Source organism: Arthrobacter sp. BI5 (assembly GCF_056680065.1).
Genome location: NZ_CM155264.1, coordinates 1,243,300 through 1,257,078 on the forward strand (window position 1 = coordinate 1,243,300; position 13,779 = coordinate 1,257,078).

Genomic DNA, 13,779 nt, shown 5'->3' on the forward strand with positions numbered 1-13,779 from the left:
CCGTAAAGCCGGCTTGAAAAGTCATGGGAAACCGGGGGCTTCTCCTCACCCGGGGCGGGATGAGTACTTCCGGCTGCGCGGTACCGGCGTGAACCGGCGGGAGGCGGCCTCGGCGGTAGGCGTGCATCCTAAGACCGCGGCGGAGTGGGACCTCGGGATCCGTAAGTCCAACGGTCGACGCATTTACTCGGATGGGCGCCTAGTCGATTACAAACAAGGTGTGACCACAATGACCACGCCCGCTGCTGCGCCCGGAATGGTGCCCGTTCCTCCGATGCCGGTGTCGGCGCTGGAGAAGCCCATCGATCCGCGGTTCCTGAATGTGCAGGAGCGGGAACTGATCAGGGATCTGCAGGCCGCAGGGTCCTCGATCAGGGCAATCGCACTAACTCTGGGCCGTGCACCGTCATCGATCAGCCGCGAGCTGCGCCGGAACACCGACGCGGTGATGGGCTACCTGCCCCACGGGGCTCACCGGAAAGCCGCTGCCCGGCGGGCACGGCCGAAAACAGCCAAACTCTCCGTCGACTCGGACCTGCGCGACTACGTGAAGGGCAAACTGCTCATACGCTGGTCACCGGAACAAATCAGCCGCACGCTGGTCGAAGAGTTCCCCGACAACCCGGAGATGCGCGTGAGCCCAGAGACGATTTATCAGGCCCTCTACATCCAGGCGCGAGGAGGGCTCAAACGTGAGGTGCAGGCAGCGCTCCGCACCGGCCGGACCCGCCGCAAACCTCAGAAAAGCGGTGAGCAGCGAACCCCGAGGTTTGTGGACCCGATGGTCATGATTTCCGAGCGCCCGCCGGAAATTGAGGACCGCGCCATCCCAGGCCACTGGGAAGGAGACCTCATCACCGGCGCTCACAACCAGTCAGCGATCGCGACCCTGGTCGAACGCACCACCCGCTACGTGATGCTCGTTCACCTCCCGAATGACCACACCGCCGAGACAGTCCGCGACGGACTAATCAAGACCATGGCTACCTTGCCCGAGCACCTGCGCGGCTCTCTGACCTGGGACCAGGGGGCCGAAATGGCAGGACACAAATCCTTCACCATGGCCACCGACATGCAGGTCTACTTCTGCGACCCCGCAAGCCCATGGCAACGAGGCTCCAACGAGAACACCAACGGGCTGCTGCGCCAGTACTTCCCCAAAGGCACTGATCTCTCCGTTTACGGACCCGAAGACCTCGAACACGTCGCCCAGGAACTCAACGGCCGCCCACGCAAAACGCTCGGCTGGAAAACTCCAGCCGAGCGTTTGCGTGATTTACTACTAACCACCTAACCAACAGGTGTTGCAACGACCCCTAGAAAGCGCCCTCCGGGGCCGGCCTTCGTGCGTTGCCGCCGCGGGATAGGATACCTAGGTGACTGAACCGACCCCCTCCGCCCCGGCCGGGCCTGCCGCGAACCTGCCCTCCGGCGCCCCCGCGCAGCTCCTGGGCGCCTCCGACATCCGCAGGCTGGCCGAGGAAATCGGGGTCCGCCCCACCAAGACGCTGGGCCAGAACTTCGTCATCGACGGCAACACCATCCGGCGGATCGTCGCCGCCGCGGACATCAGCGCTGACGAGACGGTCCTGGAGGTCGGCCCGGGCCTCGGCTCGCTGACCCTGGGCCTGCTGGACGCCGCCAAGTCGGTCGTCGCCGTCGAGATCGACCCGGTCCTCGCCGGCAAGCTCCCCGCCACCGTCGCCCGGTGGCGGCCCGACGCCGTCGCGGACTTCCATCTGGTCCTCGCCGACGCGATGAAGGTGACCGAGCTTCCGGTACAGCCGACGGCGCTGGTCGCCAACCTTCCCTACAACGTAGCGGTGCCGGTGGTCCTGCACCTGCTGCAGCACTTCCCGAGCCTGCGGCACGGCCTGGTCATGGTCCAGGACGAGGTCGCCGACCGGCTCGCGGCGCCCCCGGGTTCCAAGACCTACGGCGTCCCGTCCGTCAAGGCTGCCTGGTACAGCGGCATGCGCAAGGCCGGGGTGATCGGAATGAACGTCTTCTGGCCGGCACCCAAGATCCACTCCGGACTCGTCGCCTTCACCCGCCGGGAACCGCCGGCCACCACGGCCACCCGGGAACAGGTCTTCGCCGTGATCGACGCGGCCTTCGCGCAGCGGCGCAAGACCCTCCGGGCCGCGCTGGCCGGCTGGGCCGGCAGCGCTGCCGAAGCCGAACGCTGCCTCCGGGCCGCCGGGGTCGACCCCACCGCGCGGGGCGAAGTCCTTGATATCGCCGCCTTCGCCCGCATCGCCGAAGCGCACGCCCAGCCCGGCACCTGACCGGGGCTGCCGCGGCGCCTGCTTGGAGCCACAGCCCGCCATGCCATAGCGTGGAGCCATGAACGCAGTGAGAGGGCGCTTTTCCGCGAGGACTGTCCGGGTCAAGGCACCCGGCAAAGTAAACGTCTCACTGGATGTCGGACCGCTGCGCGCGGACGGCTACCACTCGGTGGCGAGCGTGTACCTGGCGGTGTCCCTGTATGAAGAGGTCGCCGCCACCAGCACGGACACCGGCGGGATCACGGTCAGCATCAGCCCGGCCAGCACCCTGGACCTGGACGGCGTGGACATCCCACTCGACGAGCGCAACCTGGCCTACAAGGCCGCGGCCATCATGGCCGATGTCTCGGAGCACTCCACCGGCGTCCACCTCGAAATCACCAAACGGGTTCCCGTCGCCGGGGGCATGGGCGGCGGCTCGGCCGACGCCGCGGCCACCCTGCTGGCCTGCGACGCGCTGTGGAACAGCGGGCTCTCCCGGGACGAACTGGCCCACCTCGCCGCCGAGCTCGGAGCCGACGTGCCGTTCTCCCTGCTGGGAGGCACCGCCGTCGGACTTGGCCTGGGCGACGAGCTCTCCCCGGCGCTGGTCAAGGCGCAGACGGACTGGGTGCTCGTCACCGCGGACTTCGGCCTGCCCACCCCGGAGGTCTACAAAACCCTCGACCGGCTCCGCGCGGACGAAGGGGTGGAAATCGAGGCGCCCACCGCCGTCGATCCCCGTGTCCTCGCCGCCCTCCGCAGCGGCGACGCCGACGCGCTCAGCCGGGTCCTGGTCAACGACCTGCAGCGCGCCTCGATCGAGCTGGCACCCGGACTGCGCGACGTCCTGGGGCTGGGTGAATCCTGCGGCGCGATCGCGGGAATCGTCTCCGGCTCCGGCCCCACCGTGGCGCTGCTGGCCCACAGCCCGGCCGCGGCCGAGGGACTGGCCGAAGACCTGCGCCACCACGGCCTTGACGCCTTGGCGGTCCACGGCCCGGTGCACGGCGCACGCATCATCTCCGATACGCTCCTTTAAGAGGATTGTGGTCGTGATCCGCCCGGCGTCCGGGCCGGGGTCCGCCCGTCTTCGCTTAACAATATTTTTCTCTAGGAAAGCAGTTCCCCGTGGCACACCTGCTCGGCGGCGAGAACCTCACGGTCTCGTACGCAACCCGTACCGTCCTCAACGGCATCACCCTCGGCCTTGAAGAAGGCGACCGGATCGGCATGGTGGGCCGCAACGGCGACGGAAAGTCCACGTTGATGCGGCTGCTGGCGATGCGCGCCACCCCGGACTCCGGCCGCGTGACCAAACGCAGCGAAGTCAACATCGGCTACCTGGACCAGAGCGACGTGCTCGACGGCGACCTCACCGTCGGCGCCGCGATCGTCGGGGACCAGGCCGACTACGAATGGGCCCGCAACCCGCGGATCCGCGAAATCATGGGCGGGCTGGTGTCCGACGTCGACTGGCACGCCAACGTGCATGCCCTCTCCGGCGGGCAGAAGCGGCGCGTGGCGCTGGCCAAGCTGCTGATCGAGGACCACGACGTCATCATGCTCGACGAGCCCACCAACCACCTCGACGTCGAGGGCGTCGCGTGGCTGTCCCGGCACTTGAAGACCCGCTGGCGGGCCAACCAGGGCGCCTTCCTCGTCGTCACCCACGACCGCTGGTTCCTCGATGAAGTCTGTACCAAGACCTGGGAAATCCACGACGGCATTATGGACCCGTTCGACGGCGGGTACGCCGCTTATGTGCTGGCCCGCGCCGAACGCGACCGTTCCGCGTCCGTGATGGAAAGCAAGCGCCAGCAGCTGGTGAAGAAGGAACTGGCCTGGCTCCGGCGCGGCGCCCCGGCGCGCACGGCCAAGCCGAAGTTCCGGATCGAGGCGGCCAACGCCCTGATCGCGGACGTCCCCGAGCCGCGCGACTCAACGGCGCTGAGCAAGATGGCCACCGCCCGGCTCGGCAAGGACGTCCTGGACCTCGAGAACGTCTCCCTCGACTTCCTCGGCGGCGACGCCGGGCAGAAACTCTTCGACAACATCACGCTGCGGCTCGCCCCCGGGGAACGGCTGGGCCTGGTGGGCGTCAACGGCGCCGGCAAGACCACGCTGCTAAAGCTGCTCAACGGCGAGATCCAGCCCAGCTCCGGGAAGGTGAAACGGGGCAAGACAGTGGTCACCGCGGTCCTGACCCAGGAGGTCAAGGAACTCGACGACGTCTCCGACCTGCGGGTCATCGAGGTGATCGAGCGCGAAAAGCGCTCGTTCAACGTCGGCGGCAAGGAATTCACCGCCGGTCAGCTCGTGGAGCAGCTGGGCTTCACCAACGAGAAGCAGTGGACTCCGGTCAAGGACCTCTCCGGTGGCGAACGCCGCCGGCTCCAGCTCCTGCGCCTGCTGGTGGGGGAGCCCAACGTGCTAATGCTCGACGAGCCCACCAACGACCTCGACACCGACACCCTGGCCGCCGTCGAGGACGTGCTGGACGGCTGGCCGGGCACCCTCGTCGTCGTCAGCCACGACCGCTACCTGCTCGAACGCGTCACCGACCACCAGATGGCACTGCTGGGCGACGGCAAGATCCGGGCGCTGCCCCGCGGCGTGGACCAGTACCTCGAACTGCGCGAGGCGGCGCTGGCCGGCTCCACCATCACCGGCGGCGGCAACCCGGTCACCGCCGCGGGCGGAGCGTCGGCCCCCGCGGCCGCCGGACCGTCCGAGGCCGAGAAGCGGGACGCCCGCAAGGCCAAGAACCGGATTGACCGCCAGCTCGGCAAGCTGCAGCAGCAGGAGGACAAGATCCACGCCCAGATGACGGCCGGTGCCGGGGACGCCTCCAAGTTCGACGAGCTCGCCGCCCTGAACGCCAGGCTCCAGGAACTCGCCGCCGAACGCGAGGCCCTCGAACTCGAATGGCTCGAGGCCCTCGAAGTCCTCGGCGAGTAAACCCCCACCGGGGCCTGCGTTGGGTGCCGGAGCCGGCGAGTGCACCTGCGCCCGCGTTACTGCGGGACATGCCCCGTCCGCGGCTCCAGCATTGGGCATGTCCCCTCCCGCCCTGCAGGACTACGGGACATGCCCAGTGGCCGGGCTCAGGAACGGACATGCCCCCTCCGCCCTGCAGGACTACGGGACATGCCCAGCGGCCGGGCTCAGGAACGGACATAGTGCCAATATGTCCATTGCCCGCGACCAGGGGAGGGCATGTCCCTCGGGTGGCTGCGGACCGGGACGGCTGGACATGCCCAGCGGCCGGGCTCAGGAATGAACATAGTGCCGATATGTCCATTGCCCGCGACCAGGGGAGGGCATGTCCCTCGGGCGGCCGCGGACCAGGACGGCTGGACATGCCCCGCGGCCGGGCTCAGGAATGGACATAGTGCCGGTATGTCCATTTCCCGCGACCAAGGGAGGGCATGTCCCGCGGACGGGTGAGGGCACGTGCGGCGGAAGACTCAGTCCCCGGTGTGGAGTTCCGGGTCCTTTTGCAGGCCGGTGAGGCCGTTCCAGGCGAGGTTGACCAGGTGCGCGGCGACTTCGCGCTTATCCGGGGTCCGGCTTTCCTGCCACCACTGGCCGGTCATCGCCACCATGCCGACGAGCATCTGGGCGTACATGGCGCCGTCGGCGGAGCCAAAGCCGCGGTGCGCGAACTCGTCGGCCAGGATGTGCTCCACCCGTTTTGTCACCTGCGAGAGCAGGGTCGAGAACGCGCCCTCGGGCTGCGACGGCGGGGCATCGCGCATCAGGATCCGGAACCCGTCCGTCCGGTCCTCGATGTAGCCCAGCAGTGCCAGGGCAGCCCGTTCGACCTGGACGCGCGGCTTGGCTTCCCCGGAGAGCGCATCGTTGATGGAGTCGAGCAAAATCCGGAACTCGTACTCCACCACCTGGGTGTAGAGGCCCTCCTTGGAGCCGAAGTGCTCGTATATCACCGGCTTCGAGACACCGGCTGCAGCAGCGATCTCTTCGAGGGTGGTCCCGTCCAGGCCGCGGAGGGCGAAGAGTGCCCGTCCGATGCCGATCAGCTGGATGCGGCGCTGCGGCCCGGTCATCCGCGTCCTGGGGATGTAGCCCGGCGCCCGCACCGGCCTGCCGGTGCGGTGGTCCGCCCCTCCGGACACGCCTGCGCTGTTGCTCACAGCACCATCATGCCCTACAGCCGTCGCCGCCCGCCCGGCCGCTGAGTCGCACGAGCAACATCCTTCGTGGCAGAATTGTCTCTTGTGCCACCGGCTTGCCGCGCTGGCACGGTCCGCTCTGGTGTAATGGCAGCACCCCGGCCTTTGGAGCCGTGGAGTATAGGTTCGAGTCCTATGGGCGGAACTGCCGCGCGCGGCCGGCATGACCGGTCCCGGCGGGCGCGGTCCGGCGGCAGTCCAGTAGGATGAAGACGTTGCCGCGACCGGAATGCGGTCCGGCACGGACACGCGGCGCCGGCAACGAGGTGGACCACCTGGCTGTCGCCCACGGGTCAACTGAGATCGACCGAGCAGTGGCACTGAGTCAGGCCACTGAGCAAGGAGAGCCCGTACGTGAGCCCCGAGAACACCGGCCCCGCCGCCGTCATTGTCCTAGCTGCAGGTGCCGGTACCCGGATGAAGTCCCGTACCCCCAAGATCCTCCACGAAATCGGCGGACGCTCCCTCGTTGGCCACGCCCTTCACGCTGCCCGCGCCCTCCGGCCGCGTGAGCTGGCCCTTGTGGTCCGCCACGAGCGCGACCGGGTCGCCTCGCACATCGCCCAGATCGATCCGCAGGCCCTGATCGTCGACCAGGACGACGTCCCCGGCACCGGCCGCGCCGTCGAAGCCGCCCTCGAGGCCCTCGACGCGCTGCACCCCGAACGCCGGCTGAGCGGCACCGTCGTCGTCACCTACGGCGACGTGCCCCTCCTCACCGGCGAACTCCTGTCCGAACTGGTCGCCGTGCACGAGGCGGACGGCAACGCCGTCACCGTGCTCACAGCCGTCCTCGACGACGCCACCGGCTACGGCCGCATCCTGCGCGGCGCGGACGGGACCGTCACCGGCATCCGCGAACACAAGGATGCAAGCGACGCCGAGCGGGAAATCCGGGAGATCAACTCCGGCATCTACGCTTTCGACGCCGCAGCGCTGCGCGACTCCCTGGCGCACGTCACCACCGACAACGCCCAGGGCGAGAAGTACCTCACCGACGTTCTCTCGCTGGCCCTGGCCGCCGGCGGCCGGGTCGCCGCGGTCGTCACCGAGGACCGCTGGCAGGTTGAAGGCGCGAATGACCGCGTGCAGCTCTCCGCCCTCGGCGCCGAACACAACCGGCGCATCGTCGAGGCCTGGATGCGCGCCGGGGTCACCGTCGTCGACCCGGCCACCACCTGGATCGACGCCACGGTGGCCCTCGACGAGGATGTCCGCCTGCTGCCCAACACCCAGCTGCACGGCGCCACCACCGTGGCGCGCGACGCCGTCGTCGGCCCGGACACCACGCTGACCGACGTCCGGATCGGTGAGGGCGCCAAGGTGGTCCGCACCCACGGTTCCGGCGCCGTCATCGGCGCCAACTCCAGCGTCGGCCCCTTCACCTACCTGCGCCCCGGCACCGTCCTGGGCGAGACCGGCAAAATCGGCGCGTTCTACGAAACCAAGAACGTCACGATCGGCCGCGGCTCGAAGCTCTCCCACCTCGGCTACGCCGGCGACGCGGAGATCGGCGAGGACACCAACATCGGCTGCGGCAACATCACCGCCAACTACGACGGCGAGAAGAAGCACCGTACGGTCATCGGCTCGGGCGTGCGGACCGGTTCCAACACCGTGTTCGTGGCCCCGGTCCAGGTCGGCGACGGCGCGTACAGCGGCGCGGGCGCCGTGATCCGCAGCGACGTGCCCGCGGGCGCCCTGGCGCTGTCGCTGGCCAAGCAGCGGAACTCCGAGGGCTGGGTCGTCTCGCACCGCCCGGGCTCCATCTCCGCCGCGCTGGCCGAGGCCGCCGGCGCCACCCCATCATCCTCCAGTACTCCGGCATCGACAGAAGAGGGCTAGCAAAAATGAGCGAAATTACGGCACACGGCGAGAAGAAGCTGGTGCTTGCCGCCGGGCGCGCACACCCGGAGCTGGCGCGCGAGATTGCCAAGGAGCTGGGCACCGAACTGCTGCCCCTGGACGCGTACGACTTCGCCAACGGCGAGATCTACGTCCGGGCCGGCGAAAGCGTCCGCGGCACCGACGCCTTCGTCATCCAGGCGCACCCCGCCCCGTTGAACAACTGGCTCATGGAACAGCTGATCATGATCGATTCGCTCAAGCGGGCTTCCGCCAAGCGCATCACCGTGGTCTCGCCGTTCTACCCCTACGCCCGGCAGGACAAGAAGGGCCGCGGCCGCGAGCCGATCTCGGCCCGGCTGGTCGCCGACCTCTACAAGACCGCCGGCGCCGACCGCATCATGAGCGTGGACCTGCACACCTCGCAGATCCAGGGCTTCTTCGACGGCCCCGTGGACCACCTGATGGCGATCCCGCTCCTCGCGGACTACATCCGCACCCGCGTCGGCTCGGACAAGATCACGGTCGTTTCCCCGGACACCGGCCGCGTCCGCGTGGCCGAGCAGTGGGCTGAACGCCTCGGCGGCGCGCCGCTGGCCTTCGTGCACAAGAGCCGCGACCTCACGGTGCCCAACCAGGCGGTCTCCAAGACCGTCGTGGGCCAGATCGAGGGACGCACCTGCGTGCTGATCGACGACATGATCGACACCGGCGGAACCATCTCCGGTGCCGTCCAGGTGCTCAAGAACGCCGGTGCCAAGGACGTCATCATCGCGGCGACCCACGCCGTGTTCTCGGATCCGGCCTCGCAGCGCCTTGCCGAGTCCGGAGCCCGCGAAGTGGTGGTCACCAACACCCTGCCGATCTCCGCGAGCAAGCATTTCCCGCAGCTCACCGTGCTGTCCATCGCACCGCTGATCGCCCGGGCCATCCGTGAAGTGTTCGACGACGGCTCCGTCACGAGCCTCTTCGACGGCAACGCGTAGCAGCCGCCCTGCCGGGCCCCGTTTTCGCGACGGGGCCCGGCACTGCTAAACTCGATCCGATACCTTGGCGAGGGAGAGCGCCGGCTTTGACTGCCGGACTGCTGGTCTCCGTTATCGACTGGGTCTGAATCTCCCTTCGGAAGGGCGGCCGTGCCGCCCGGCGTTGAAGGTCGCTGACAGACCTCCGCCCTTGCTGAACACCGCTAGTCCCAGAGGAGACACCCATGGCTGAGCAGAAGCTCGCAGCAGAAGTACGCACCGAATTCGGCAAGGGCTTTGCCCGCCGCGCCCGCATGGCCAACCAGATCCCGGCCGTCATCTACGGCCACGGCGCCGAGCCGATCCACGTCACCCTCCCGGCCAAGGCCACTACGCTGGCCGTCCGCACCGCCAACGCCCTGCTGTCCCTGGACATCAACGGCGAAGAGCACCTCGCCCTGGTCAAGGACATCCAGCGCAACCCGATCAAGCAGATCATCGAGCACCTGGACCTGCTGACCGTCCGCAAGGGCGAGAAGGTCACCGTCGACGTCAACGTCCACGTTTCCGGCGACGTCGCCCCGGGCAACGTCCAGAACCTCGAGATGACCACCGTCTCGCTTGAGGCCGAGGCCACCCACGTGCCGACCGCCGTCGAGGTCAGCGTCGAAGGCCGCGCTGCCGGCGAGCACATCCACGCGTCCGACCTGGTACTGCCGAAGGGCACCGTGCTGCTGACCGACCCCGAAGCCCTGGTCGTCAACATCTCCGAGGCCGTCGAAATCGCCGTCGAGGAAGAAGAGACCGGCGCCGAGGCCCCGGCCGCCGAAGCCGCGGAAGCCGAAGAGTCCTCCGAGGCTGCTGCCGAGTAATTCCGGCGTATTCTCAGGTGGCCGGGTCCCTACGGGGCCCGGCCGCCGTCGTTTCCGCTCCCGCGCCCCGCACCCCGTGCCCCTAAGAAGGATGGATCCATGACTGACACCTGGCTGATCGTAGGCCTCGGCAATCCGGGTTCCGAGTACGCCCACAACCGGCACAACGTCGGCCAGATGGTGCTCGACGAACTGGCGCACCGGGTCGGCGGCGGCTTCAAGTCGCACAAGTCGCGGGCGCAGGTCCTTGAAGGCCGGCTGGGCATCGGCGGCCCCCGGGTGGTGCTCGCCAAGCCGATGAGCTACATGAACGTCTCGGGCGGCCCGGTGTCCGCGCTGGCGAAGTTCTTCGATATCGAGCCGGACCACGTCATTGCCGTCCATGACGAGATCGACATTCCCTTTAATACTGTCAAACTCAAGATCGGCGGCGGCGAGGGCGGCCACAACGGCCTTCGTGACATTTCCAAGGCGCTGGCCACGAAGGACTACCTGCGCGTGCGGGTGGGCGTGGGTCGGCCGCCGGGCCGGATGGACACCGCTGACTTCGTGCTGCGGGACTTCGCCACGCCGGAGAAGAAGGAACTGCCCTTCCTGATCGACGCTGCAGCCGACGCCGTCGAGGCGCTGGTGCGCGACGGACTACAGACGGCCCAACAGAAGTTTCACCCCGCGAAAGCCCAGTAACTCCCGCCCCAACGCCCCGACCGCGGTGACCCGGACGCCGCCTGCCCCGTCTCACGGACCGGATTTCCTTTCCAAGCGTCCGGCCATGCCGTTATGATCTGTCTACTCTGTTGTCGGGGGATAGGGTTACGCTACTTCTAGGCGGACGGACTGGGGATTGCCGGCCGCAGAGCGGTAAGAGGAAACTGTATGTCGAGGGATTCACTGGGCTGGGGGAATGTTTCCATTGCATTGGCACCTGCCGAAGTCCAAGAGGCCGCGGGGGCGGTGAACAGACACGCGTGGTCGGGACTGGCACGTGGTGCCGACGCTGACCGCGTCCGGAACGCCCTCACCGCGCCTGACAGCATGGGTGTGGTCATCACGGGGGACCGAGGCGTAGGAAAATCCCTGGTGGGGCGCAGTGCCCTCGCGGGCTTCGGCTCCGACGTCTTCACCCTGCAGCTGCGAACCACCGGCTCCGGCTCTGCCACACCCTACGGCTGCCTCGCGTTCACCCTGGCCCGGCTGCCGCAAAGCGCCCTCGGATCACCTACCGCAATCCTGCACGGCATCACCTCGCTGATCCGCAATGACGCCGCGGGTCGAAAGTGCATCATCCTGCTGGACAACGCGGGTTCCCTTGACGAACAAAGCACCGGGGTCCTGCTGAACCTGCTGCAGACCGGCACGGCCAGGCTGGTCGCCACCGCGCAGCGCACCACCGACCTGCCGCCCGACTTCTACTGGCTCATCACCTCGGGCCAGCTTGCTGAGGTGCGGCTCGCGAACATGACCGTGATCGAAACCCAGCAGGTGCTCCAGGCCGCCCTTGGACACCGGGTCTCGACTGCCCTGGCGACGCAGCTGCATGAACTCGTGGGCGGCAGCCCCACCCTGCTGCAGGCCGTGGTCTCCGAGCAGATCGAACGGGGCAACCTGGTGCTGTCCGGCTCGGTGTGGACGCTGGTCGACGAGGTCGTCCTGGACGGCAGGACCGCCCTGGAGGACATCGTCAGGGCGCGGTACGCCAGGGAGTCGCCGCAGGCGCGCGAGGTCATCGAGGTGCTCTCCTGCGCGCGCTCCATGTCCCTGTCCCGGCTGGCGAGGATGTACGGCCCCGGGCTGATAGCGGACATGGAAGATGCGGGGCAGATCGTCGTCGACCGCACCGACCGGCACTTCGTCACGCTCGGGGACCGGTATTTGGGGGACATTGTCCGGAACTGGCTCAGCGTGGAGCGCCGGCTCGAACTGCGTGACAAGGTTCCCGGCCACCAGGAAGACCAGCTGGCGGAGCTCACTGTCGAGGACCTGCTTGCCTACGCGGCGTGGACGCACGACTGCCATGCCGAGCTGGCGCCGGCCCACGCGCTGGCCGCCGCCCAGGCGGCCGTCCGCCTGTTCGACCCGAAATTCGCGCTCAAATGCGCCGGCAGCATCAGCTCCGGCGACAGCGAGTGGGCGGAGGGGCAGCTGCAGAAAGCCGCGGCGTACCTGCAGCTGGGGCTTCCGCTCCAGGCGATGTCCTCGCTCGACGACATCTCCGAGGCACAGATCAAACGGCTCGGGCCGGAGGCCTTCGCCGAGCTGGTCGCGGCCCGGGCCGACTGCATGGCGTGGCTGGAGGACCGTTGCGGGAAGGTCCCCGAGGTTATCCGGCAGGCCCGACTGAGGCTGCAGGAATTCCGCGAGGAGGGGGACCCGGGCGGCACGAAGGCCCTGGCTCGCGCCGAACTCTGCCTGGACCTGTGCGAATTTAACTACCTGTCCTTCATCGGCGACTACGAGCCGATGATGGACCGGCTCCGGGCCGCCGCCACGGACGCCGACGCCGATGCCCTCAACCCGGTCCACCGGCTCCGGACCTCGATCATCCTGATGGAAGCGCTGTGCGTGACGGGCAAGGAAGTTGAGGCGCGCGAGCTGATGCGCGACATCGGCGGCAAGCTGGGCGAATGGTCCAACGTTCCGCGGATCCGCGAAAACTTCGCCTGGCGGGCGTTCAACGTCCTGCTGCTCTCCGGCCAGTGGCGGCAGAGCATCGACATGCTCAAGGACGCCAGCGGCCGGGCCGGGCACGGCCTGCATTCCGGCAGCGCCGCCACCGACCTCGCCGTCGGTCTTGCCTATGTCTACGCGGGCCTGGGGCACCTGGCCCTGGACCCGCTGCTGGCCGCGATCGCCCAGCTGGAAGTCAGGACCAGCCTGCACGCGCTGCGCCAGGCCTACGCCGCCACGGCCTTCGCCTACGCGCAGATGGGGAACTCAGTGCAGGCCACCGTGTACCTGGACCGCGCGCGGTCCGCGGACGGGCCGGCACGCTTTGTGGTCAGCAGCTCGACCGAGTTTTGCATGGACATGGCCTCCCGGTGGCTGGGCGATCCGGACGCCAAGGACCGGCTGGTCCAGGCCGCGGAACGGCACTACCGGAACGGCCGCTTCACGCTGGCCGGCATCTGCATGCTGGGCGCCACCGTCAACGGCACCGCCAAGGACTTCCAGTTCATGGAAGACATCGCCGCGCACCGGCAGGGCCCCCTCGCGGAGCTTTCCCGGGTGGTGGCGGTGGGAAGCCGAAAGAAGGACGCCGTCACGATGCTTGAGGCCGCCGGCCTGGCCGCTGCCCTTGAGCTCGACGCCGTCCAGGCCCGGTGCGCGGCGCTCGCGTTCGACTTTGCCAAGTCCGCCGGGCTGGCCGGGAGCGCGACCGCGGCCCACACCATGTTGGAATCCCTGTCCGAATCGGTACCGGCGCTGCCAATCGTGCCCCGGAGCAAGGGGCCCCTGCTGACGGAACGGGAACGGCAAATCGCCGCCCTCGCAGGGAACGGAGTGACCAACAAGGACATCGCCGTTGAAGTGGGGATTTCGGTTCGAACGGTGGAGGGACATTTGTACCAGGTATTCACCAAGCTCGGGGTATCGTCACGGAGTGATCTGCTTGGACTCATCTAGGGTCCGCGCG

The 13,779-nt window shown here is 68.3% G+C and carries 10 protein-coding genes and 1 tRNA gene; 10 read left to right on the plus strand and 1 reads right to left on the minus strand.

What is annotated here, in order from left to right:
- Nucleotides 1-88 precede the first annotated feature (88 nt).
- The 4 genes from AC1MED_RS05720 (at nucleotide 89) to AC1MED_RS05735 (ending at nucleotide 5,228) form a co-directional block, all read left to right on the plus strand.
- Nucleotides 89-1,294 (plus strand): IS30 family transposase, encoded by a 1,206-nt coding sequence (locus tag AC1MED_RS05720; protein ID WP_479786569.1) that lies wholly within the window; start codon nucleotides 89-91, stop codon nucleotides 1,292-1,294.
- Between the two features lie 82 nt (nucleotides 1,295-1,376).
- Nucleotides 1,377-2,288 carry a 16S rRNA (adenine(1518)-N(6)/adenine(1519)-N(6))-dimethyltransferase RsmA gene (rsmA, locus tag AC1MED_RS05725; RefSeq protein ID WP_479785927.1) on the plus strand — a complete coding sequence of 304 codons (912 nt, stop codon included), beginning with the start codon at nucleotides 1,377-1,379 and terminating at the stop codon, nucleotides 2,286-2,288.
- 58 nt (nucleotides 2,289-2,346) lie between these two features.
- The gene (locus tag AC1MED_RS05730) at nucleotides 2,347-3,309 is read left to right on the plus strand and encodes a 4-(cytidine 5'-diphospho)-2-C-methyl-D-erythritol kinase (RefSeq protein WP_346959525.1); all 963 of its coding nucleotides are present in this window, start codon (nucleotides 2,347-2,349) and stop codon (nucleotides 3,307-3,309) included.
- An 89-nt stretch (nucleotides 3,310-3,398) separates the two neighbouring features.
- Entirely contained in the window at nucleotides 3,399-5,228 is a 1,830-nt protein-coding gene (locus tag AC1MED_RS05735) for an ABC-F family ATP-binding cassette domain-containing protein (RefSeq protein WP_346959526.1), read from the plus strand.
- Nucleotides 5,229-5,737: 509 nt separating this feature from the next.
- On the opposite strand, the gene AC1MED_RS05740 is transcribed toward AC1MED_RS05735, so the two are convergent.
- Complete coding sequence (locus AC1MED_RS05740) at nucleotides 5,738-6,337, minus strand: TetR/AcrR family transcriptional regulator (RefSeq protein WP_479786571.1); 600 nt, start codon at nucleotides 6,335-6,337, stop codon at nucleotides 5,738-5,740.
- A 199-nt stretch (nucleotides 6,338-6,536) separates the two neighbouring features.
- On the opposite strand from AC1MED_RS05740, the gene AC1MED_RS05745 reads away from it, so the two are divergent.
- From AC1MED_RS05745 to AC1MED_RS05770, 6 genes are all read left to right on the plus strand, one after another.
- Nucleotides 6,537-6,608, plus strand: a tRNA-Gln gene (locus AC1MED_RS05745).
- A 209-nt stretch (nucleotides 6,609-6,817) separates the two neighbouring features.
- Nucleotides 6,818-8,308, plus strand: a complete 1,491-nt coding sequence (gene glmU, locus AC1MED_RS05750) for a bifunctional UDP-N-acetylglucosamine diphosphorylase/glucosamine-1-phosphate N-acetyltransferase GlmU (RefSeq protein WP_479785930.1) — start codon at nucleotides 6,818-6,820, stop codon at nucleotides 8,306-8,308.
- A 5-nt stretch (nucleotides 8,309-8,313) separates the two neighbouring features.
- On the plus strand, nucleotides 8,314-9,294 hold the full coding sequence (locus AC1MED_RS05755; protein ID WP_346960591.1) for a ribose-phosphate diphosphokinase: 981 nt from the start codon (nucleotides 8,314-8,316) through the stop codon (nucleotides 9,292-9,294).
- 224 nt (nucleotides 9,295-9,518) lie between these two features.
- Nucleotides 9,519-10,145: a 50S ribosomal protein L25/general stress protein Ctc gene (locus AC1MED_RS05760; protein WP_346960590.1), complete on the plus strand. Its 627-nt coding sequence runs from the start codon at nucleotides 9,519-9,521 to the stop codon at nucleotides 10,143-10,145.
- A gap of 99 nt (nucleotides 10,146-10,244) precedes the next feature.
- Nucleotides 10,245-10,832, plus strand: a complete 588-nt coding sequence (gene pth, locus AC1MED_RS05765) for an aminoacyl-tRNA hydrolase (RefSeq protein ID WP_479785932.1) — start codon at nucleotides 10,245-10,247, stop codon at nucleotides 10,830-10,832.
- A gap of 393 nt (nucleotides 10,833-11,225) precedes the next feature.
- Nucleotides 11,226-13,769, plus strand: a complete 2,544-nt coding sequence (locus tag AC1MED_RS05770) for a helix-turn-helix transcriptional regulator (RefSeq protein ID WP_479785934.1) — start codon at nucleotides 11,226-11,228, stop codon at nucleotides 13,767-13,769.
- Nucleotides 13,770-13,779 lie beyond the last annotated feature (10 nt).